This window comes from Clostridium sp. KNHs216 (assembly GCF_006714885.1).
GTDB lineage: Bacteria > Bacillota > Clostridia > Oscillospirales > Acutalibacteraceae > Caproiciproducens.
The window spans coordinates 3,533,287-3,554,732 of sequence record NZ_VFMF01000001.1 but is presented as its reverse complement, the minus strand read 5'-3'; the positions used below and the strand labels follow the sequence as shown (position 1 = coordinate 3,554,732).

Here is a 21,446-nt window from a genome sequence, read left to right as displayed (position 1 = left end):
TTTCAACACTCCATAATTTTTCTGGCTTGCATAAGGGCCTGTTTGCCGTCCACCATTCCATAGATCCGCATATCAACGGCTTCGATTTTTTTATCCGGATATTCTTTTTTCAATTTTGACAGCATATAACGCACCTGAGGCCCCAGTAAAACAACATCCGCACCGGGGATCACATTCGGGGCCTCCGCCACGCCGTAAGCCTGAATCTCGCAGGGAAAATCGGTTTCCTTCGCGGCATTCTGCATTCTGGAAACCAGCAGGCTGGTAGACATACCCGCCACACACAGTAAAACAATCTTTTTCATCGTCATCCCTCGTTTCCGAAAATAGATAAATTATTCGCTATCGGTCAGCGCGCCGTGCATATACGCCTTGGCAAAGCCGTGTTCCCCGACCTCCACGGACCGGATCATGGCCATGGAATGATAGTATTCAAAATACGGCATATCGTTGACCTCACCGTTAAAGATACGATATTGTCTGAGTCCTGTAAACCATTGATCCAGTTCCTCCCGTGTCATGGAAAGATAGACCGTCGGGGTAAAGCCCGCCAGGTCTTCGCAGTTTTCGCCGTGGAACAGCTGAATCTTCTGTCCTTCCCGCCGCAGCAGGCGCACGGCCTCCGTCACGGCCTCGTACGTGTAATAATGCCTGGGATGCAGGGTGCCGCGGGCATGAGTGATCACACAGTCCGCTTTCTGTTCCCGCAGATAGTCCGCAAGGAGGGAAATAAACTTTCCCGTCTCCGGCAGCTCGCCGGAAAGATAGTCCATCGCATAACAGTCGCAGTCCAGTGCGGCCGCGGCCGCGGCGATCTCGCGGTGAAGCGCGAGATCGTATTCCTCCTTCTGTTCCTCCGTTGCCTTCGGGTCGGTCAGCCTTCCCTTTGTCACATGGACCAGCGTGCAGTGCGCATGGCGCGCCGCGTAGCGTATCAGCATCGGTCCCCCCATGATCTCCGCGTCCAGGGGATGCGCCCCGATACAGATTACCCGCTTATAATCTCCCATATTCCATCATCTCCGAATTAAATTTTTTTGCGGTACAGCTGATAGGTACGGTATACCTTCAGGCCGTGGCGCTCATAAAAACGCATGGCGGCCCCGTGGGTCCAGAGAAAATAAAGATAATAGATGCCGCGTTTTCTCATTTCCATCATCTGAAGGTCGATCAGAACGCCGCCGAGCCCCTCCGACCGCAGGGCTTCCGCCACACCGATCGGACCGAACCGCGCGTCATGCCCGTCGATCTTACGCATACAGTAGCCGATGACGTTGTCTTCCCGGTCCGTCACAAGCAGAATCGTATCCTCAGCCTCCCGATTGCGCAGGGCCAGCAGAATGTTGCGGACCCAGCCGGCGTCGAATTCCCGGTCTACAAAATTCAGAAGCTTTTCCATATACGGCATGGAAAAGGAATGAAAGGTGATTCCCTTTTCCGCCAGCTCTTCAATATGCTTTGCCGTTTTTTCGGGGAGAGTATAAGTAAAGAGGTCCCGCTGCATACTGACGGCGTCCGTCCCCCGCGCGTACCCGTTTTGATCGAAGAAAGGTACGCCGCCGGGATATTGCAGGTCAACGCCGGGAGCAAAATAATTGGGGCTGTATGCGCACAGGGTGATTTCCTGTGTTCCCGCGGCTTTCAGCCTGGCTTCCTCCTCTTCCAGAAGCCTTTGCCCGATCCCCCGGCGCCGGTATTCCGGAAGGACAAAGAAGCTGCTGATCCAGCCCCGCTGCTCCTCCAGCCCCCGCGTCAGATAGGGATATTTTCTTCTGATCCCCAGGCTGAAGCCGGCCACATGTCCGTCAACGACGGCAACCAAAGCCAGTTCGGGGTCGAAGTTCTCGTCAAGAAGAACCTCCTGAATAAAACGCTCCCGGGTAATCGTATCATAGAACAGGGAAGCGTTCCAGCCGGAAACAATCTCATCGATGTATTCCTGCCGATAAGGGTGTATATCTATTTCAGACATTCTTACTATCTTCCTTTTGTTTTTTGTATTCTTTTTCCGCTGCGAGTTCCTGCTTTTCCATGACTTTGAAGAACGGCAGGAACATAAAGAAAATAATGACCATATTGACCAGGGTAATCACCATGGACTGCAGCTTAAAACCGCTGCCGATAAAGGACGCAAGCGGAGCAGGCATTGTCCATACAACCATGGACACCATCGGCGGTGTGATTCCCAAAACGCCCAGAATGGCGTTAAGGATAAACAGCACGCTGAAGCCCAATACCCACGGCACGAACATCAGCGGATTGAGCACGACCGGCAGACCGTACATTACCGGCTCGGCAATGTTGAAAATCGTGCCGGGCAGGGAAAGCTTGCCCAGGACCTTGAAACGCTCGGCCTTGCTCATGGTGCAGAGCAGCGCAAGCGGGAAAACGGAGCAGCGCACGTAGAAGTTGATCCACTGTTCCGTAAACATATACGGAATCGCCTGATGCGCCGCAAAAGCATTGATGTTGTCCGTTATCATGGTCGTCCAGATCGGCTGCATGACGGAAGAGACGATGTTGGAACCGTGCAGACCGACAAACCACAGGATACGGTCGAGGAAGAAGCCTGCAAACTGCGCAACCGGTCCGCTGCCGCCGACCACAAGGTAAGCGCAGAGCTTGTTGAGCAGAGCCAGAAAATCAAAGCCTGCAAAGCCCTGACCGAGGATGGCGCAAATAACAACGACCACGGACACCGGAATCATGCTGGTGAAGGCCGCCGCAATCATCGGCGGAACGGCTTCCGGCATCTTGATGGTGATTTTTTTGCCGATCAGGAAACGATATACCTCTATGGCAAGAATGCTGATCAGGATGCCGCCGAAAAGGCTGGGAGAGCCGAGGATATAGGCGGGCCAGTCAAAATTTTCACTGAGCTTGGTAAAGTTGATAAAGCACAGGAACGCCACAAAGGATACGACCGCCGCCGCGATCGGGCTGACATTTTCGTCCTTCTTGTGATAATAATCTCCGAGGAAATATCCGTTCAGCACTGCCGTAATCAAAGCGAGCAGATTGATGGTCACAAAAACCACCTGCAGCAGCCACGGCCGGCAGGGTTCCACAACCGCGCTGATCGCGTTTGCGACACCGGGAAGGTTCAAGCCGCCGTCTTTCCCGAATAAGCCGCTCAGATTCAGAATCAAGGTCGCCGTCGCTCCCAGAATCATATACGGCATCAGCGTGACAAACGTGCGCTGAAGAGCCTCCAGATACCGCACCTGTGAAAGTCTCAGCAGCGGCGGCGCCACCTTTTCTTCAATAAGATTTGTCACACGGTCGAGAAGCCCGCTTTTTTTTGTCTGTTCCCCCATAACTGATCTCCTCCTTAAGCGTTTGTTTTTTTCATGTATGTACCTCACGAGAAAAACCGGCCGGTTTTCTAACCATAGTATAGCGGAACCGAAAGGCGAAATCAATACATTTACCAAAAGTTTTGGGAAATTTCTTAAAATTCTGCGAGGTTTCCCAAATCTGGCATATTAACGACCGAATTCTCTCAAAACTTTTTCCTTTTGTGCATGTTTTATGATATAATACGAAAAAGAGGAGAATGAAAATGAATCCAATTGAACAAATCAAGCTCTGCGAACCGCAGTTTACGCGTTCCGATCAGAAAATCTCGCAATACGTCCTGGAGCATCTGGATGTGATTGCTTCCTATCCCATTATTGAAATTGCGAATAAAGCCGACGTTTCAAAATCGGCCCTGCTTCGCTTTTGCCAGAAGCTGGGCTATACCGGTTTTTCGGAATTTAAATACGAGGTGTCGAAGCATCTGCTCTCCGGTTCCTTCAAAGACCCGAACGCCGTCAACGGCAGCAACGATATCGTCAATATTTATCTTTCCTGTATCAGTCATATCCCATCCCATATTTCGGACGGAAAAATTAAGGAACTCTGCAGTCTGATCGTTCATGCCGATAAAATCAAAATATACGGCGTTCATGAAAGCGGGCTTTCGGCCAACTATTTTGCCTTCCGCCTTGCCTCCCTTGGAATTGACGCGGAAACGATCACGCTGCCGGGAGTTTTTAATGAAAAAGCCAGCTTTTCCGGCGCGCGGGATCTGAATATTTTTATCTCTGTTTCCGGTATGACGGATTGCGTTATCGAGGCGGCGGGCACGTCGTTCCTCCGAAAGGCCAAAACCGCTATGATTACGCAGAACAGCAAAGCAAAATATGCCAACCGATATGACAGCCTTTTGATTATTCCTTCTCTGGAAACGGATAAAAACAAACTGTTTCTGGACTCTCAGGCCATCTTGTACATCTGCATCGACCTGATTATCAACAAGCTTGCCGAGCATCTATAAAGGGGAGCGCGCCTTTTACAGTGCCTATCAGAACACGAGCAGCCCGGTCAAAAAGCCGGGCTGTTTTTTTATCAGATGCGGCCCTGATACCGGAGCAGGCATCTTAATTCTCCTTTTCAGCAATTGACCTTTAGTAAAGGTCATATTACCGCTTATTTTAGCATATGCTTTTCTTAATGACAAGCACTGAATGTCAAAGCGTTAGGAGAAGCGTTATGTTTAAAAATAAAAATGCAGACGGAACATTCAATTTGTGCGGCGGCAAAATTACAGAACTACGCAAAGAAAACAATTTATCTCAGCGTGCTTTAGCGGATCGAATGCAATTGAGAGGTTTGGATTTAAACAAAAATGCAATCCAGCAAATTGAAAGCGGTCAGCGTTTTGTCACGGATATTGAGCTAAAAGCTTTTGCAAATTTCTTTGGCATCACTACGGATGAATTGGTTAGCAGATGATATTAATCACACAAATTCGGCCGCAGGCGACTTTGCTCTTTGGGAAAGTCACAGTATCTTTATAGGAGAAATCGTCTCTTTTGCTGCCGCAGGCTGCCTTTTCTTTCTCCATACCTGCCGGGATTCTCTTCCGCCATCCGCAAAAAAAACAGTCCGGCCTTTTGGCCGGACTGTTTTTTTCCGTCTAAGAAAGCGGATCTTCAATAAACCCGATTCCTGCCGCACCGGGGCCGGAATGCGCCCCCACAACGGCCCCAAGTACGCTGTGATAGATGGGACCCGAAAAATTTGTTATTTTTCTGAAATAATGAACGGCATAATCAATATCTTCCTGAAATTCTGCATTTTGAAAAGTAATAATCATTTTATTGATATTGGTAATTCGTGAAACCGCGACGTCCACCATGGTTTTCAGAGAATGCTTTCTTCCTATTACGACCTTCACCGGGTGCACCACGCCGCTGATGAATTCACACACTGGTTTGATCTGGACGAGTTTACCGACAAAAACGGCGGCTCCGCCGATTCTTCCGCCTGATTGCATATATTTTAAACTGTTCACTACAAAAAGCGTATTTGTTTTCTCGACGATCTTATGAATCAGATCAATCATTTCCTGGAAACTGCGACCGCTTTTAATAATTTTAGCAATTGCAATTTCTAACGCAGCTTGTCCACAGGCGCAAGTATTGGAATCAATTACTTCGATTTGTACGTCTCTGTTTTTTTCTATAAAAAAGTTTTTTGCCATAATAGCGTCCTGAAAGCTGGAGGACAACTTAGAAGAGATTGTTGTGACAACATAGTTTGTAAACCCCTTGGCATGTTCTTCTTCAAATACTGCCAGCCAATCGTTCATATTGGGGGCCGAAGTTTTGGGAAGATCATCCGGGTATTCGTCCATATGCCGATAGAAATCAGCCAAGCTATAATCAAGGTTTTCCCTGCGGTAATCGGTGTCTTCAAACTTCAAATAAAAGGGTACTTCTCTAATCTGATTTTGCTCAATGAAATCCCGCGCTAGTCCCCCTGAAGAGTCTGTAACCTGACATATCAATTCATTCATTCATCTGCACCCTTATAAATTTAGTTTGTAAAACCCATAAACTCGTCCTGCTTACTTACTTTTTGTATTCTGTAATGGGAAGGGTCCCGTTATTGGTAATTTCAATTATATTCTTTGCTTTTATGCTTTTCAAGTTTATACTGGATTTTTCTGTATAAAAATAAAAAGCACACTGGCAGGCCGTCACTGTTTCGCTTCTGACGCATCTTCTATCATGCTGATTTCCATAAGAGGGCGCAGACGATTTATTTTACAAAAATACTGGTAAAACGCAAGTGCCGATTCCTTCTGTTCCGTGTTTTCAAGCAGCCGTGTCATTTCGGACAGTATGTGATTCATTACCGTGCCGGAACAATACTTAAATGCCGTGTTTCCCCAACGCGGCGCTGCATTCTGATCGAAATAATTCCAAAACAGCAGGACATTCTCAAGCGGGACGCGCATTTGGTACTTGGGGTGTCCTTCGATCAGCCCGTCATGTACATCCTTGCCAAAGAAATCCTCTCTGACCATGAACGCACCTATCATTCGCCGTTCCTGCTCCGGCTGCCTGCTCTGGCGTTCAGTCAGCAGGCATACCGAATTCGGCTTCAGTCTCTCTGCAATTCTCGGCTGTCCTTTTGAATACCCACTTAAGTATCGTCCCGTAGAAACGATACAGGTCTTACACGTCTGTTCCGCATGTTCCGGTATAATGTCAAAAGCGGCGTGTGAGTTGGCTGTTATGGAGAAATTGAGCAATTTTTGCCTGCGCTCCTGTTCTGCCTGCTCCGCCTGACGCTGCCGATTTAATTCAGCATCTTTTTTAGCAATTTGTGCTGTGATATGCCGCTGGATATTCTTATCTTTCAAGACCAAATACTCTCTGAATGCATCCGGATAGATAAACTTTTTTTCGCCTTCAGAGAAGCAGACCGTTATTGTGTTGGCAGTTAAAGCCGTGACGACACCGCAGCCGAATGTCCTATGCCTAATTGCCTGACCGTTAATATCCATTTTTCTCCTTTCTAATGTGAAAAAGAACTTCTCATCCCGACCTGACAACCAGAGATGGAAGCTCTTTTCAAAAATGCGATGGATAAAAGATTATTGCTCCGTTCTCACATCGGCTCGTTTTTTTTCGCTGATGCGCAGAACAATATTACCCGCATCGGCCTGTAGCTCTACTTTATCGCTTTGAAATTCCGGGATATCACCGATTGTAATCGTTGTCCCGATCGGCATATTTTCAAGATTGACTGTAACGGTATCGAGCAGATATTCCGGTTCGGCGGCGTGAGGAACCTGCATCTGCATCTGCTCCAGAACTCCTGTCACTTTTTCTTTGTTGATAAGCACAATATCAGCAACGCTGTTGAATTTTTTTCCTTCAGCCAATACCTGGAAGCTGACATGGACTATTTCGTCGTTCATACTGTCATATTCCAAATCCTTAATTAGCGTCGGATAGGTCTTTCCATCTACCTGAATATTCACCTTGCTTCCGTTGCGCTTGGTACGCTGGAGTTGCCTGGCCGCCCTCTGATCGATCTGGACGGAGAGCGATTCCTTCAATCCCGCGCCATAGATAACGCACGGCACAATTCCTAAACGCCTCAGTTGTTTGGCCTTTGCGGCCGGGTCGCGCTTCTGCGCCAAAATGGTATTCATCTTAGCTCCTCCTACTAAAAAATTTTTTGGTGTCTTTTAAAAAAAAGAAGGGCTTTTTATAGTACGCCAATCGGCGCAATACCAAAAGCCCTTCTTAAAGACGGTTCTTTTATATTTAATTTTTATCAGTATAACACAGATTTAAGAAAAAAGCAAATCTGTAAGACTTGTCTTACGCCTAACGTGTGGGTTTAAACGATCAGTTGGTTTTCTTATTGTTGGTACGCCCCAAAATATAGTCTACACTAACACCGTAGAAATCCGCCAAATCACAAAGAACGTGCGGGGGAACCATCCGCTGACCGCTTTCATAGTAGGCATAGCTGCGCTGGGGTACATTGATTGCCCTGCCGACTTTTTCCTGCGTTAAATCCGCATCCTCGCGCAGAGAACGAATACGCTTATATTTTTCCATTCCTATCACCAATACCAGTATAGATAAGAACAATTTGTTCTATTGATATTTTGAACATATTGTTCCAAAATATACTTAGGTGAATATAATGCCAGATTATAAAGAAATGTATTTGAAGATGTCACAGGCATCCGAACAGGCTGTCAATATCCTGATTGAGGCAGGCCACCCCTCTTTTTCTCCTTACCTGCGCCGGGGTTCGATTCCGCCATCTTTCGCAAAAAAGAAACCCGGCCTATTCGGCCGGGTTTCTTTTTTTGGAGCGGGAGAGGGGAATCGAACCCCCGTCATCAGCTTGGGAAGCTGATGTTCTACCATTGAACCACTTCCGCATGTGCATTATTTTATCATAAAAATTTTAAAGAATCAAGTGAAAAATTCATTCCACAATTTCGGTGAACAATTTTTCGTTCGTGGAAGCCTTATTGCCGACAGTAACAAGAACATATCTTCCCTGCTGCACAATTACAAAATTTTTCAGCAGATTGTACTGTTCGGGATTCAGGCTTTTAAAACCCGCTGCCTTGGAATTGATATGGTTGGCGGCGGCGGCTTTCAATTCGGGAAACTTTGATTTATCCGTCAGCAAAAAGCAGGCGATTTCCGAAGCGCTGTCGGACGATTTGCTCATGTACAGCGAACTGTCGGTAATAATCCCGTCGGGAATACTGTAATGCTTGGACAGCTGATTCTGGCTGACCTCAATCATATCGGAATAATTCATTTCACTGATAATTTCGGCAGTAATACTGGCGGGAGAAGGCCCCACCGAATTTTCTTTCACATTTTTGGCCCAAAAAAAGGAGCCTCCAAAAATAGCAAAAGCAATCAGCAGCGCGGCTATGGAGAATATTTTCCATCCCTTCCGGCTCAAAACTATTCTGCTCAATTTCTCGCCCCCGCCCCACTGCTATTATTGTGTATTTTAACGCATGACGGAAACGACTTAATTTCATATGGGAATATTTTCAAAATATAACAGCATTTTATGGAAATTTCAAAATGTTTTTGTATAAGCGGAAGAAGCTGTTCCGCAATCCTCTAACTTTACATAAATCTCAACATAATATTTCCAAAATATCATAATAAACGATTTCTTCCACACTTTCAACCGAGTTTTCAACATATTTCCCTTACAGGAACCGGAATTTTCCCCATTTTTCAACTTATCAAATAAACGGTGGAAAGAAAGCGGTGGAATAATAGAAAGTTCCACAGGTTGACATAAAAACCGATTGTGTTGGCCGGACCGCAAAAGGAAAGGGCCGGATGTATGATACATCCGGCCCCGAACAAAAAGGAAATCAGTCTTTTGATTTTTCAGCAACCTGAGCGACCGCTTTTGCAACAAATGCAGCAACATCCATAGAGCCAATATCGCCATCCTTGCGGCTGCGCACGGAAACGGTACCCTCCTGCGCCTCTTTATCCCCGATAATAAGCATATAGGGAATTTTCTGAAGCTGCGCTTCGCGGATCTTATATCCGATTTTTTCGCTTCTGGTGTCGCAGGTTGCCCTCAGGCCGGATGCCTTCAGCTTTGCGACTACCTTGTCGGCTTCCGGCTGCAGGCGGTCGCTGATCGGCAGCACCCTGACCTGCTCGGGCATCAGCCACATGGGCAGCGCGCCTGCATATTTTTCAATCAGCAGGGCCAGCGTGCGCTCGTAGCAGCCGATGGAGGTGCGATGGATAATGTAGGGATTCTTCTGCTTCCCGTCCGCGTCCGTGTATTCCATGCCGAACTTTTCGGCCAGCATCTGGTCGATCTGGATGGTGATGAGCGTATCTTCTTTGCCGAATACGTTTTTAAGTTGAATATCAAGTTTCGGACCATAGAAAGCGGCTTCGCCGACGCCCTCCACATAGGGAATCTCAAGATGGTCCAGAATCTTGCGCATGACGCCCTGCGCTTCGTCCCACTGCTCCGGCGTCCCGATATATTTTGCGCGGTCGTTGGGGTCCCACATGGAGAACCGGTAGGAAACGTCCTCGTAAAGACCGAGCGTTTTCAGCATGAATATGGCAAGCTCCAGGCAGGCCTTGAATTCGTCTTCCAGCTGGGCGGGCGTACACATCAGATGCCCTTCGGAAATCGTAAACTGCCGCACCCGGATCAGACCGTGCATTTCTCCGGAAGCCTCGTTACGGAAGAGCGTCGATGTCTCATTGTAACGCAGCGGAAGGTCACGGTAGGAACGCTTCTTGTTCAGGTAAGCCTGGTACTGGAACGGACAGGTCATCGGACGCAGGGCAAAAACCTCGTCGTCCTTTTCCTCATCGCCGAGGACAAACATGCCGTCCTTATAATGATCCCAGTGCCCGGAAAGCTTATAAAGGTCGCTTTTCGCCATAAAAGGCGTCTTTGTCAGCAGCCAGCCGCGGCTTTGTTCCTCGTCTTCCACAAAGCGCTGCAGAAGCTGAATCACGCGCGCGCCGTTTGGAAGCAAAATCGGCAGGCCCTGCCCGATCAGGTCGCTGGTGGTGAAGTAGCCGAGCTGACGGCCCAGAATATTATGGTCGCGCTTTTTCGCCTCTTCCACCTTCGCCAGATATTCCTCAAGCTCGCTGCTCTTCGGGAAGGAAATGCCGTAAATGCGCTGCAGCATCTTATTTTTGGAATCGCCGCGCCAATAGGCCGCCGTATTCGCGGTCAGCTTAACGGCTTTTACGCAGCCGGTGCTCATCAGATGGGGTCCGGCGCAAAGGTCGGTGTAGTCTCCCTGACGGTAAAAGCTGATCTTTTCCCCTTTGCTGGAATGCTCCTCGATCAGTTCGACCTTGTATTTCTGGTTTTCCTTCTTCATCAGTTCAACCGCTTCCGCGGGGTCAAGCTCAAAGCGCTCGATAGGGATATTTTCCTTGATGATCTTTTTCATTTCCGCTTCAATTTTCGGAAGATCTTCCGGGGTCAGGGAGCGTTCCAGATCAATATCATAATAGAAGCCGCTGTCCACCGCCGGGCCGATGGCGAAGCCGGCGCCGGGGAACAGCCTTTTTACCGCCTGCGCCATAATGTGCGAGGTGGTATGCCAGTAAGCTTTCTTGCCCTCTTCACTGTCAAAGGTCAGGATTTCCAGCTCACAGTCGCCGGTTACGGGCGTTCGCAGGTCCACTGCCTTTCCATCTATTTTACCGACACAGGCGGCCTTGTACAGGCCCATGCCGATCGACTTTGCGATTTCGGCCACCGTGATGCCGTTTTCAAACTCCCTGACATCCTCTTTCAGTTTTACTTTTACCATATCTTTCACTCCTTCAAATAAAAAAAGCCTTACCCCAAAAAGGGGCAAGGCTATCGCTCGCGGTTCCACCCAATTTCAGCGGACGAATCATCCGCTCTCATTGCAGCAGGTAACGGTGCTGCCCGGCATGCCTTTGGCAACCTGCGTTCGGCATGCACTCGGAGGCGGTGTCCTTTCTGCCAAACTGCGCGCACGCTTTCAGCTGCTGCATGCGCTCTCTGTTGCAATTGCACGGCGTAAAGGCTTCCTCGTCAACATTTTTTACATATTCTTATATATTGTTCATATTAGCACCGTCTGCGGAACTTGTCAACGGACGGCTGGGCGATTTGTTACTATTATACAGATTTTTTTCGTATCATGTGACTGAAACAACGATCGTCCTTAAATAATATGAACAGTTTGTATCGATTGCAAGCGATATTTCTTGACATTAGGGTACCAGAAGTAATACAATTATGAATAAGATGCACATATATGCATTCATGGGCTTAACGCACCCATCTTAATTAATTTTAAACTAAAATATTGAAAAAGTAAGAAAGACAAGGAGGTGCCAACAATTGACCACAGCCACTGTTAGTTTGCTAACATGTATTATCATCGCGCTTGTCTGCGCGGTGGTTGCAGGTGTTATTGCTTTCTTAGGCGGAATCGCCCACCGGAAAAAGCAGGCCGAGTTTACCATCGGTTCCGCTGAGCTGGAAGCCAAAAGAATTATCAGCGACGCGATTAAATCATCCGAAGCCAAAAAGAAAGAAGCTGTTTTAGAGGGCAAGGACGAAATCCACCGTTTGAGAAACGAGTCGGAACGCGAGCTGAACGAACGCAGAAAAGAAGTACAGCGTCAGGAACGCCGCATCCAGCAGAAGGAAGAAACCCTGGATAAAAAAATGGAAAGTCTGGAAGCGAAAGACGAAATCCTGACCAATAAAAACAAACAGGCGGATGAAAGGCTTGCCGAAGCGGAAGCCGTAAAGAAAAGCCAGTTTGATATGCTGGAGCGGATTTCCGGATTCACCGTGGATCAGGCGAAGGATTATTTGCTGAAGAATCTGGAAGACGAGCTCACCCATGAAAAGGCCGTCAAGCTGATGGAATTTGAACAGCAGACCAAGGAAGACGCCGACAAATCCGCGCGGGAAATCATTTCCATGGCAATTCAGCGCTGTGCGGCGGATCATGTGGCGGAAGCCACCATTTCCGTTGTTCCGCTGCCAAACGATGAGATGAAGGGCCGTATTATTGGACGTGAGGGAAGAAATATCCGGGCGATTGAAACTCTGACCGGTGTCGATCTGATTATTGACGATACTCCGGAAGCGATTACCCTTTCCAGTTTTGAGCCTGTTCGCCGCGAGGTAGCCCGCATTGCGCTGGAGCGTCTGATTGCGGACGGCAGAATTCATCCCGCAAGAATAGAGGAAATGATAGAGAAGGCGCGCCGCGAGGTGGATGCCACCATCAAACAGGAAGGCGAGCGTGCTGTGATCGAGGCCGGAGTGAATGGAATTCACCCCGAGCTGATCAAACTGCTGGGACGGTTGCGTTACCGCACCAGCTACGGACAAAATGTTTTGAATCATTCGCTGGAAGTTGCTTTTTTATCCGGTGTGATGGCTTCCGAACTTGGTTTGGATCCTACAATCGCACGCAGAGCCGGTTTGCTGCATGATATCGGCAAATCGCTCGACCATGAAATTGAAGGTTCCCATGTCGACATCGGCGTCGACGTGGCTCGCAAATACAAGGAAAGCGAAACCGTTATCCACGCAATTCACGCTCATCACAACGATGTGGAGCCTAAAACAGTCATCGCCTGCATTGTACAGGCGGCAGACGCAATTTCAGCCGCCAGGCCGGGCGCAAGGCGTGAAAACCTTGAAAATTATATCAAACGGCTTGAAAAGCTGGAGGAGGTCGCCTCTTCTTTTGACGGTGTGGAACGCTGCTTTGCGATTCAGGCCGGCAGAGAGATTCGGGTCATTGTAAAGCCCGAAATGATCAGCGACGACAAAATGGTGCTTCTGGCCCGCGACATCTGCAACAAGATTGAAAACGAGCTGGAATATCCGGGACAGATTAAGGTAAACATAATCCGTGAAAGCCGCGCGATCGAGTACGCGAAGTAACAGAACGGGACGTACCGGATGGCGCATAAGCGGCGGAGCGTAATATAGGGCGTTTCGGCGCATTGGGGAGAAGTTTTTTGGGGGACAGCGAAAGCTGTTCCCCATATTCATTTCTTACGCGCCTTTCTTGCTGGGAATTCTCTGCTGTTTTTGACGGAAACAGGACCGGCGTAAATGCGTATTTAGGGATTTACTTGATAAAAATAAACTGTTACAATAAATTTATTACAGAAGAGCCCGCAGAAACACTGGGGGCATCCACATAGAAGGTAGGCTTTCGAATGAATATTCTTGCAATCGGCGACGTTGTCGGCAGCATCGGCTGCCGCTTTCTTCGCCAGCGTCTTCCGGCATTCAAAAAAATGAAAGGGATCGATCTGGTCATTGCAAACGGTGAAAATTCCGCTGACGGAAACGGACTGACGCCCGTTTCCGTCCAGTTCCTGTATGACAGCGGCGTGGACGTGATCACCGCCGGCAACCACAGCTTTCGCCGCAAAGAAAGCTACGAGCTGTTTGATTCCAGCGAATATCTGATTCGTCCCGCGAATTTTCCGTCTTCGGTTCCCGGCAGGGGCTCCTGTATTGTAGACATGGGTCGGGTCCAGGTAGGCGTCATCAATCTGATGGGGACGATTTACATGGAGAGCCTCGACTCCCCGTTCGACACGGCCGACCGCCTGCTTGCGGACATGCCTAAAATCACGCTGATAGACTTTCACGCGGAGGCGACCGGAGAAAAACGTTCCTTCGGCTATTATCTGGACGGGCGCGTCTCGGCGGTTTTCGGTACGCACACCCACGTTCAGACCGCGGACGAATGTGTGCTTCCACAAGGAACCGGATATATCACAGACCTGGGCATGACGGGACCCATCCAATCCGTGCTCGGCGTAAAGCCCGAACTGGTCATAGAGAAAATGAGGACCAAAATGCCGGTCCGTTTTGCGCTGGCCGAGGGCGACTGTAAAATGGAATGCGCCCTGTTTCAGATCGATGAAAAAAGCGGAAAAAGCGTCTCTGTGGAGCGAATTCAGATTCAATAACAGCAATTCGTTGGTTTTTACAGTTTTTTTTTCATAATTTACGTGTTTTTGGTAAATACTACTTGCAAAACTTTGTGATTCGTTTTATGATGATACTATGATTTTGCATAGTCTGGAGGATGGCCTATGGAAATATTGAAAGTATCGTCAAAGTCAGCGCCAAATTCCGTTGCGGGCGCAGTCGCAGGAGTGATTCGCGAAACAGGGTCTGTCGAGCTGCAGGCTGTCGGCGCAGGCGCCGCCAATCAGGCAATTAAGGCCATTGCAATCGCACGCGGATACCTTGCCCCATCCGGAATTGACGTTGTATGCATCCCAGCCTTTGCCAGTGTAGTGATCGACAATGAAGAACGCACGGCGATCAAATTGATTGTTGAACCCCGATAGTTCCGACCCGTATCGATATCCTCACATGATGTGAGGATATTTTTTATGGCGCCTTATGCCCTTTTCCCACCGCGCGGAAGGCCGCGAGAAATTAAGATTGAATCTGCCTGTGCACTATGATATAATATTAAGATGAAAAATAAGGTAATGCAATAAGTGAAATTTAGGGAGTGCTGAATGGTGATAAATGGAATTGACCTGAGAAACGCTATAATATCAGGCGCTAATAATATCGTAAAGCATAAAACATCGGTCGATGAGTTGAACATCTTCCCTGTTCCCGACGGAGATACGGGAACCAACATGTCCATGACGATGAGCTCCGCTTCCCGCGAGCTCTCAAAAAATACCAACAGCAGCGCAGGCGAAGTCGCGCGCACCGCAGCTTCCGCCATGCTCCACGGCGCAAGGGGCAACTCCGGGGTCATCCTCTCCATTCTGTTCCGCGGGTTCTCCAAGGGGATTGAGGGAATGGAAGAAGTCAGCGGCACCGATCTGGCCAACGCTCTGGGTGTTGGCGTGGAGGCCGCATATAAGGCCGTGATGAAGCCGACGGAGGGAACCATCCTGACCGTTTCCCGCGTTGCCAGCGAAAAGGGCAAGGCGGCGGCGGCCATCGACGATGACGTCGTTTATGTGTGGAGCGCAATTTGCAAGGGCGCTGCCGAAGCACTGGAAAAAACACCGGAGCTGCTGCCCGTACTGAAAAAGGCGGGAGTAATCGATGCCGGAGGAAAAGGACTCTGTTATATTTTGGACGGAATGCTGAGCGTATTTAAGGACGGTACCATCATTTTGAACGAGGCGGACTCCCCCGAGGAGCAGGCGGCTGAAACCGACTTTTTCAGAAACGCCGCCGCGGAATTCGATCAGGTCATCAACTTTACCTATTGCACCGAATTTATCGTGGGACGCGACCTTGAATGCAAGAAAGACCCGCAGGAGCTTCGCGGTTACCTGGAAAGCATCGGCGACAGCGTGGTTCTGGTGGATGACGACGACATTATCAAGGTGCATGTGCATACAGAAGAACCGGGCAATGCGCTGCAGTCGGCTCTGGTATTCGGCCAGCTGCTGACCGTAAAAATAGAAAATATGAAGGAACAGCACCGGAAGGCCGCGGAGGCAAACGAAGAGGCCAAGGCAAGGGCCGTGGCTTCCCTGGAACCTGCGGAGCCCGCCGACGAGGTCGGGTTTGTTTCAGTCGCCGCCGGAGAAGGCCTGAAAACCCTTTTCACCGACCTGGGCTGTACGCACGTCGTCAGCGGCGGGCAAACCATGAATCCCAGTACAAACGACCTTCTCGCCGCGATTCTGGCGACTCCCGCAAAAACCGTTCTGGTCCTGCCGAACAACAAGAACATCATTATGGCGGCCGAACAGACCATCCCGCTTGTGAACGACCGCAAGGTAATCGTCCTGCCCACCCGCACGATCCCGCAGGGCCTTTCCGCCATGCTCGCCTACGATCCGGATGCAAGCACGGAAGTAAATACCGTCGCGATGATGGAGGCCGCATCCAACGTCTCGACCGCTTCCGTCACCTTCGCCGCGCGCGACTCCGAATTCGGAGGCCACAAAATCAAGGCGGGCGACATTCTGGGCCTGAACAACGGCAAGCTGGAACTGATCGAAAAGGATATTGTCCATACCTGCAGCAAACTGACGCGCTCCATGATTACCCGCGGCACTTCGTTCATCACTATTATTTACGGGGCGGACGTTACGGAGGAGCAGGCAAACGAAGCTTATAACCGGATTAAGGCCAGGGTCGGCAACGAAACCGAGGTTACGCTCGTCAACGGCGGCCAGCCGGTGTATTATTTTATTGTTTCCATTGAATGATGCGTTCTTTATTTGAAAGAAATATCCGCGACCTGAAGGGCGTCGGCGAAAAGCGTGCCAAGCTGTTTGAAAAGCTCGGCGCGCCGACCGTCGGCGCTTTACTGCGTCTGTACCCCCGTACCTATGAGGACCTGAGCCACCCTTATCCGATCCGCCTGGCGCCGCTGAACGAGCCCTGTGCCGTACGGGCGACCGTTTTGGAACGGCCGAAGGAAACGAGAATCCGCGCCGGAATGATGATCTGCAAGGTAACGGTCACCGACGGCGAAAGCGATATGGAGCTTACCTATTTCAACAATCCTTATATCTCTTCCATGCTAAAGGCGGACGAGGAATACGTATTTTACGGAAAGGTAACCGCCAATTTTCTAAAACGGGAAATGACTACGCCGGAATTTGTGCGCGCGGCGGTCAGTCCCCCTATCCGGCCCGTTTATCATCAGACGCTGGGGCTGACCAGCCGGATGATCGAAAACGCGGTCAGGAGCGCCCTTGATCTGCTGCCGGACAGGATACGTGACCCGATTCCGGAAACGATCCGGGAGAAGTACGGGCTCTGCCCGCTGCGGTTTGCGCTGGAAAGCATCCATCTGCCGCAGAATATGGAGGCGGTGGAAACCGCCCGAAAGCGCCTGATCTTTGAAGAGCTGCTCATTCTGCAGCTGGGCCTTCTCCGGCTGAAGGGCCGCAGCCGCTCTGTAAGCCCCCTGAGGCTTGAGTACGACTGTTCCGAACGTTTTTACGGCTTACTTCCCTTTGAGCCCACACAGGCCCAGCGAAGGGCCGTAAAAGAAGCCGTAACGGATATGATGAGCGGATTCCCGATGAACCGGCTGATCCAGGGAGACGTCGGCTCCGGAAAAACCGCGGTCGCAGCGGCGCTTTGCTACTGCGCCGTTGGAAACGGGATGCAGGCGGCGCTGATGGCGCCCACGGAAATCCTGGCGCAGCAGCACTACGCTTCCCTGTCCTCCCTGCTTCGGGATACGCGCGTCGCGCTGCTGACCGGCTCGATGCCGGCTGCGAAAAAGCGGGAGATTCTGCAGGAACTGCTGGACGGGGAGATCCAGCTTGTCATCGGCACGCACGCCCTTCTTTCCGAAAACGTTGCGTTCCGGCGCCTCGGCCTGGTAATCACGGACGAACAGCACCGTTTCGGTGTGGCGCAGCGCGCGGCTCTCGCCTCCAAGGGCGACCACCCGCATATGCTCGTCATGAGCGCCACCCCCATCCCGCGCACGCTCGCGCTGATGATCTACGGCGACCTCGATATTTCGATTCTGGACGAGCTTCCTCCCGGCCGGCAGAAAATAGACACCTACGCGATTACGGGCGATAAACGCCTGAGGGCGTTCCGTTTTATCCGGAAGCATATCGATGAAGGCAGACAGTGCTACATCATCTGCCCGATGATCGACGAAGGCCAGAATGATATGGCGAGCGTGAACGAATATGCGGAAAAAGTAAGGACCCAGTGGCTTCCCGATTATACGGTCGGCGTGCTTCACGGAAAAATGAAGCCCAGGGAAAAAGAAGCCGTCATGACGGATTTTGCACAGGGAAAAATCGCGGTGCTGATTTCCACCACCGTTGTGGAGGTCGGCGTAGATGTGCCCAACGCGGTTGTGATGCTGATCGAAAACGCGGAACGGTACGGCCTCTCCCAGCTGCACCAGCTGCGCGGGCGTGTAGGACGCGGAAAATACAAATCCACCTGTATTTTAATATCGGACGCACAGAACGAAGAAACCGTCGCGCGGCTGAAAACCATGTGCGCGACCAACGACGGCTTTCAGATTGCGGAACAGGACCTGAAGCTGCGCGGCCCCGGCGATTTCTTCGGCCACAGGCAGCACGGACTGCCGGAGCTGAAGATCGCCGACATGGTCCATGATATGGACCTGCTGAAAGAGGCCCAGTCCGTCGCGCGGGGAATTCTGAGCATGGACGCCGAGCTGGAGTCCCCGCAGCACCGGGGTCTGCGTGCGGAGGTAAAACAGCTGTTTGAAAACAGGTCGGATTAATCGTCCATCAGTTGCGATGGGACCCCAGGAAATCGCTTTAGACAGAAAAATGCGCCTTGATCGGTGAATCCGTTTCAAGGCGCATTTTGTTGGGATCATTTCTTTAGTATACGATTTGCTGCCGCAAATCCATTTTGCAACAGCCGCTATTACCGGAATCTTTTAGACTGCGGGGGCTCCACCGGGATCATGTCATTGAACACCGCATAATTTTTGGCGGTGATTTTCCGGTCGACATGGATGGAGCCGAAAAACCATTTCTCGAATTTGACCTGCTTGACCAGCTGCTCGAAATATGCCTCCAGCTGATTGGTGCTTTCCTTGGGATTCACCGTATGGGACATCACCCTCGGCGCCGGTTCATGGGTCAGAATATAGTCGACCGCCATATCAACCGCGGAAAGGTTTCTGACGCCTTCGCGCATCTCTTCCATGCTCGGCATTTCGCGTTCCCACCATTTCCCCGCGGCGATGCGCATTTGCTTTTCCGTGCTTTCCCCGCCGCCGAACACAAACAGTTTCTTCCCTTCTATGGTATAAACCTGTCCGCGCATGAGGTGGTACAGATTCCCGCTGATGTTCTGCACGCGGCCGCCGTTCCACTCCGTCACGGGGTACTGCTCCAGCAAATCGAAATTTTCATGGGTTCCGTCAAGGAAAAGAATGTTGTATTTTTTCTTGCCCAGCCTTTTCAGAATCTTTTCCTCTTTCGGGCCGCCGTCCCAGAGAAAGCCGAAATCGCCGCATACGATCAGCGTGTCGCCCTTCTTCAGCTTCTTGGCCTGACCCGAGTCAAAACGACAAATTTCGCCGTGAGTATCCCCTGTTATGTAAATCACTGTGATTCCCCCATCAAATCTTACAATTTAATTACATTTCCAAACTGCCCTTTATCTTTTGCAGAAATGCTGTTATACTAATCTACAGGTCTGTACATCCCTGATTATCTATCAAACTTTACACATATAATATCACATCGGAGGAAAAAGTTCCATGAAAAAAATGCGCCAATTCCTGTCTGTTTCCATCCTTTTGATTCTGGTTCTGTTTTCGCCCGTCAGGGCGGGCGCGGCTACCTTCAATATTGATTTTGAACCGAATAGCGCCGCTATTGAGCTGGTCAATCTGGACACGGACACCGTCGTTTATCAGAAAAACGCGAACGAGCGCCGGGAACCCGCTTCCACCACCAAAATTATGACCTTTATCGTTGCCAGTGAACAGATTAAGGACCTGGAAGGGACTAAAATAACGATTACCAAAGAAGTCATGGACACGCTTCTCGGAACGGGCAGTTCCATGTCCAATATCAAGGTCGGCGACGAGCTGACCGCCCTTCAGCTGATGAACTGCATGCTGGTGCCGAGCGGAAACGACGCGGCGCTGTTTCTGGCGGACTATGTGGGAAAGGGCGATGTTGACGCCTTTGTCGATATGATGAACGCGAAGGCAAAGGAGTTGGGCTGTACCGGTACGCACTTCACCAACCCGCACGGCCTTCACGACGAGAACCACTACACAACGGCGCATGACCTTTACCTGATGACCAAATACGCGATGACTCTGCCGCATTTTGCCGAGATCACCTCACAGGCGCGCGCTTCCTACAAACCGGTGGGCGGTCCGGAGGCGGGGACCCTGCGTACCCTTTCCACCACCAATCTGCTGATCGACAAAAACACGGGAAGCCAGTATTACTACCAGTACGCGCGCGGCATTAAAACGGGCCATACAGACGAGTCCGGCTACTGCCTGGTTTCTTCCGCCACCGCGGAGGGCTACAGCTATCTGTGCATCGCGCTCGGCGCGCCGTCCGTAGACGCGAACGGCAAACAGATCAAAACGCGCGGCGAGCTGGTCGATACGAAGAAGCTTTACCAGTGGGCGTTTAAAAATCTGGAACTGAAAAATATACTGAACAGCGAGGAGTCCATCGGCGAAGTCAAGCTGAAAGACGCCTGGAACAAGGATAAGCTGCTGCTTGTGGCCGAAAAGGATTATTCCGCGATGCTGCCGATGAACGTGTCGGCAAGCAGTGTGATCGTCACCAAAAACGTCCCCGACGCCGTCACTGCGCCCGTCAAAAAGGGACAGGTCATCGGAACGGCGACTCTCAGTTATGCCAACCAGAAGCTGACGACCGTCAATCTGGTGGCCTCGGAAAGCGTTGAGCGCAGCGAGCTGCTGCATTCCGCCAATACCGTCAAGGCCATTTTCACTTCCGTCTGGTTCATCGTCATCGCGGCGGTGATCGTCCTTCTGGTTATCATTTACATTATCCTCGCGCTGATCTACAACCGCAAAAAGAAGAACCTGCGCAGAGTAAAGAAATATAGGAAAATGTGATCCGACAGCAAAGCGGAGCCCCCGGCGATGCCGGGGGCTCCTTTATGGAATAACAGAAAAACGCCCTGCTGTTAAACAGCAGGGCGTTTCGTATGAAAAGTAAAATTATTTAACTTCGACTTCTGCGCCAGTCTCAGCAAGCTTTGCTTTGATGGCTTCTGCGTCGTCCTTGGAAGCGCCCTCTTTAACAGCCTTCGGTGCGCCGTCAACGAGCTCTTTTGCTTCTTTCAGGCCAAGACCTGTGATCTCACGGACAACCTTGATGACCTGGATCTTGTTGGGGCCGACAGCCTTCAGAACGACGTCGAACTCCGTCTTCTCTTCAGCAGCAGCGGCAGCCGGAGCAGCGGCGGCAGCAACAGCAACCGGAGCAGCAGCGGATACGCCGAACTCTTCTTCCAGAGCCTTTACGAGCTCGGAAAGCTCAAGAACGGTAAGGGATTTTACATCTTCAATTAATTTTACAACTTTATCAGACATTGTGAATTACCTCCAAAATTTTTATTTTAGG

At 50.3% G+C, this 21,446-nt stretch carries 20 protein-coding genes and 1 tRNA gene; 8 read left to right on the top strand and 13 right to left on the bottom strand.

Features of this window, described 5'->3' with window-relative positions:
• Positions 1-2: 2 nt before the first annotated feature.
• The 4 genes from LY85_RS17025 to LY85_RS17010 are packed head-to-tail and all read right to left on the bottom strand — an operon-like array spanning position 3 to position 3,317.
• Positions 3-305, bottom strand: coding sequence for a PTS sugar transporter subunit IIB (locus tag LY85_RS17025; protein ID WP_038323282.1), 303 nt, complete (start codon positions 303-305; stop codon positions 3-5).
• A 30-nt stretch (positions 306-335) separates the two neighbouring features.
• On the bottom strand, positions 336-1,010 hold the full coding sequence (locus LY85_RS17020; RefSeq protein WP_141827612.1) for a PIG-L family deacetylase: 675 nt from the start codon (positions 1,008-1,010) through the stop codon (positions 336-338).
• Positions 1,011-1,027: 17 nt separating this feature from the next.
• Positions 1,028-1,972, bottom strand: coding sequence for a GNAT family N-acetyltransferase (locus LY85_RS17015; protein ID WP_141827611.1), 945 nt, complete (start codon positions 1,970-1,972; stop codon positions 1,028-1,030).
• Positions 1,965-3,317 (bottom strand): PTS transporter subunit EIIC, encoded by a 1,353-nt coding sequence (locus LY85_RS17010; protein WP_038323197.1) that lies wholly within the window; start codon positions 3,315-3,317, stop codon positions 1,965-1,967. Before LY85_RS17010 ends, LY85_RS17015 begins: the two co-directional genes overlap by 8 nt.
• 245 nt (positions 3,318-3,562) lie before the next feature.
• Here LY85_RS17010 and LY85_RS17005 point away from each other — a divergent pair, with 245 nt between their 5' ends.
• Both LY85_RS17005 and LY85_RS17000 read left to right on the top strand, forming a co-directional pair.
• On the top strand, positions 3,563-4,321 hold the full coding sequence (locus LY85_RS17005; protein WP_185741262.1) for a MurR/RpiR family transcriptional regulator: 759 nt from the start codon (positions 3,563-3,565) through the stop codon (positions 4,319-4,321).
• Positions 4,322-4,536: 215 nt separating this feature from the next.
• On the top strand, positions 4,537-4,779 hold the full coding sequence (locus tag LY85_RS17000; protein WP_038323193.1) for a helix-turn-helix transcriptional regulator: 243 nt from the start codon (positions 4,537-4,539) through the stop codon (positions 4,777-4,779).
• A 184-nt stretch (positions 4,780-4,963) separates the two neighbouring features.
• On the opposite strand, the gene LY85_RS16995 is transcribed toward LY85_RS17000, so the two are convergent.
• From LY85_RS16995 to thrS, 7 genes are all read right to left on the bottom strand, one after another.
• Positions 4,964-5,845: a DegV family protein gene (locus LY85_RS16995; RefSeq protein ID WP_141827609.1), complete on the bottom strand. Its 882-nt coding sequence runs from the start codon at positions 5,843-5,845 to the stop codon at positions 4,964-4,966.
• 183 nt (positions 5,846-6,028) lie between these two features.
• A complete protein-coding gene (locus LY85_RS16990; RefSeq protein ID WP_141827608.1) occupies positions 6,029-6,841 on the bottom strand; it encodes a hypothetical protein in 813 nt (270 codons plus the stop codon).
• A gap of 90 nt (positions 6,842-6,931) precedes the next feature.
• Positions 6,932-7,495, bottom strand: coding sequence for a 50S ribosomal protein L25 (locus tag LY85_RS16985; RefSeq protein WP_141827607.1), 564 nt, complete (start codon positions 7,493-7,495; stop codon positions 6,932-6,934).
• Positions 7,496-7,694: 199 nt separating this feature from the next.
• The gene (locus LY85_RS16980; RefSeq protein ID WP_141827606.1) at positions 7,695-7,910 is read right to left on the bottom strand and encodes a helix-turn-helix transcriptional regulator; all 216 of its coding nucleotides are present in this window, start codon (positions 7,908-7,910) and stop codon (positions 7,695-7,697) included.
• 258 nt (positions 7,911-8,168) lie between these two features.
• Positions 8,169-8,242: transfer RNA gene (locus tag LY85_RS16975), tRNA-Gly, on the bottom strand.
• A gap of 47 nt (positions 8,243-8,289) precedes the next feature.
• A complete protein-coding gene (locus LY85_RS16970) occupies positions 8,290-8,799 on the bottom strand; it encodes a DUF4358 domain-containing protein (RefSeq protein ID WP_141827605.1) in 510 nt (169 codons plus the stop codon).
• A 415-nt stretch (positions 8,800-9,214) separates the two neighbouring features.
• Positions 9,215-11,155, bottom strand: coding sequence for a threonine--tRNA ligase (gene thrS / locus LY85_RS16965; RefSeq protein ID WP_141827604.1), 1,941 nt, complete (start codon positions 11,153-11,155; stop codon positions 9,215-9,217).
• Between the two features lie 563 nt (positions 11,156-11,718).
• On the opposite strand from thrS, the gene rny reads away from it, so the two are divergent.
• The 5 genes from rny to recG all read left to right on the top strand — a co-directional run bounded on the left by rny (position 11,719) and on the right by recG (position 18,589).
• Complete coding sequence (gene rny / locus LY85_RS16960) at positions 11,719-13,287, top strand: ribonuclease Y (RefSeq protein WP_243122595.1); 1,569 nt, start codon at positions 11,719-11,721, stop codon at positions 13,285-13,287.
• A gap of 281 nt (positions 13,288-13,568) precedes the next feature.
• A complete protein-coding gene (locus LY85_RS16955) occupies positions 13,569-14,333 on the top strand; it encodes a TIGR00282 family metallophosphoesterase (protein ID WP_141827603.1) in 765 nt (254 codons plus the stop codon).
• Between the two features lie 126 nt (positions 14,334-14,459).
• Complete coding sequence (locus LY85_RS16950; protein WP_038323180.1) at positions 14,460-14,720, top strand: stage V sporulation protein S; 261 nt, start codon at positions 14,460-14,462, stop codon at positions 14,718-14,720.
• A 180-nt stretch (positions 14,721-14,900) separates the two neighbouring features.
• Positions 14,901-16,565, top strand: coding sequence for a DAK2 domain-containing protein (locus LY85_RS16945; RefSeq protein ID WP_141828181.1), 1,665 nt, complete (start codon positions 14,901-14,903; stop codon positions 16,563-16,565).
• A complete protein-coding gene (gene recG, locus LY85_RS16940; protein ID WP_347562446.1) occupies positions 16,562-18,589 on the top strand; it encodes an ATP-dependent DNA helicase RecG in 2,028 nt (675 codons plus the stop codon). Before LY85_RS16945 ends, recG begins: the two co-directional genes overlap by 4 nt.
• Before the next feature lie 149 nt (positions 18,590-18,738).
• Here the strand turns inward: recG and LY85_RS16935 are convergent, their stop codons facing one another.
• On the bottom strand, positions 18,739-19,428 hold the full coding sequence (locus LY85_RS16935) for a metallophosphoesterase (protein ID WP_141827602.1): 690 nt from the start codon (positions 19,426-19,428) through the stop codon (positions 18,739-18,741).
• Between the two features lie 154 nt (positions 19,429-19,582).
• Here LY85_RS16935 and LY85_RS16930 point away from each other — a divergent pair, with 154 nt between their 5' ends.
• Complete coding sequence (locus tag LY85_RS16930; RefSeq protein WP_141827601.1) at positions 19,583-20,935, top strand: D-alanyl-D-alanine carboxypeptidase family protein; 1,353 nt, start codon at positions 19,583-19,585, stop codon at positions 20,933-20,935.
• Positions 20,936-21,040: 105 nt separating this feature from the next.
• Here the strand turns inward: LY85_RS16930 and rplL are convergent, their stop codons facing one another.
• Entirely contained in the window at positions 21,041-21,415 is a 375-nt protein-coding gene (rplL, locus tag LY85_RS16925) for a 50S ribosomal protein L7/L12 (protein WP_038323173.1), read from the bottom strand.
• Positions 21,416-21,446 lie beyond the last annotated feature (31 nt).

Coding starts and splice junctions, on each gene's coding strand:
- LY85_RS16950 (WP_038323180.1), top strand. CDS start 14,460: ATGGAAATATTGAAAGTATCGTCAAAGTCAGCGCCAAATTCCGTTGCG.
- thrS (WP_141827604.1), bottom strand. CDS start 11,155: ATGGTAAAAGTAAAACTGAAAGAGGATGTCAGGGAGTTTGAAAACGGC.
- LY85_RS16985 (WP_141827607.1), bottom strand. CDS start 7,495: ATGAATACCATTTTGGCGCAGAAGCGCGACCCGGCCGCAAAGGCCAAA.
- LY85_RS17010 (WP_038323197.1), bottom strand. CDS start 3,317: ATGGGGGAACAGACAAAAAAAAGCGGGCTTCTCGACCGTGTGACAAAT.
- LY85_RS17015 (WP_141827611.1), bottom strand. CDS start 1,972: ATGTCTGAAATAGATATACACCCTTATCGGCAGGAATACATCGATGAG.
- LY85_RS17020 (WP_141827612.1), bottom strand. CDS start 1,010: ATGGGAGATTATAAGCGGGTAATCTGTATCGGGGCGCATCCCCTGGAC.
- LY85_RS17000 (WP_038323193.1), top strand. CDS start 4,537: ATGTTTAAAAATAAAAATGCAGACGGAACATTCAATTTGTGCGGCGGC.
- LY85_RS16980 (WP_141827606.1), bottom strand. CDS start 7,910: ATGGAAAAATATAAGCGTATTCGTTCTCTGCGCGAGGATGCGGATTTA.
- recG (WP_347562446.1), top strand. CDS start 16,562: ATGATGCGTTCTTTATTTGAAAGAAATATCCGCGACCTGAAGGGCGTC.
- LY85_RS16990 (WP_141827608.1), bottom strand. CDS start 6,841: ATGGATATTAACGGTCAGGCAATTAGGCATAGGACATTCGGCTGCGGT.
- LY85_RS17025 (WP_038323282.1), bottom strand. CDS start 305: ATGAAAAAGATTGTTTTACTGTGTGTGGCGGGTATGTCTACCAGCCTG.
- LY85_RS16930 (WP_141827601.1), top strand. CDS start 19,583: ATGAAAAAAATGCGCCAATTCCTGTCTGTTTCCATCCTTTTGATTCTG.
- rplL (WP_038323173.1), bottom strand. CDS start 21,415: ATGTCTGATAAAGTTGTAAAATTAATTGAAGATGTAAAATCCCTTACC.
- LY85_RS16955 (WP_141827603.1), top strand. CDS start 13,569: ATGAATATTCTTGCAATCGGCGACGTTGTCGGCAGCATCGGCTGCCGC.
- LY85_RS17005 (WP_185741262.1), top strand. CDS start 3,563: ATGAATCCAATTGAACAAATCAAGCTCTGCGAACCGCAGTTTACGCGT.
- LY85_RS16995 (WP_141827609.1), bottom strand. CDS start 5,845: ATGAATGAATTGATATGTCAGGTTACAGACTCTTCAGGGGGACTAGCG.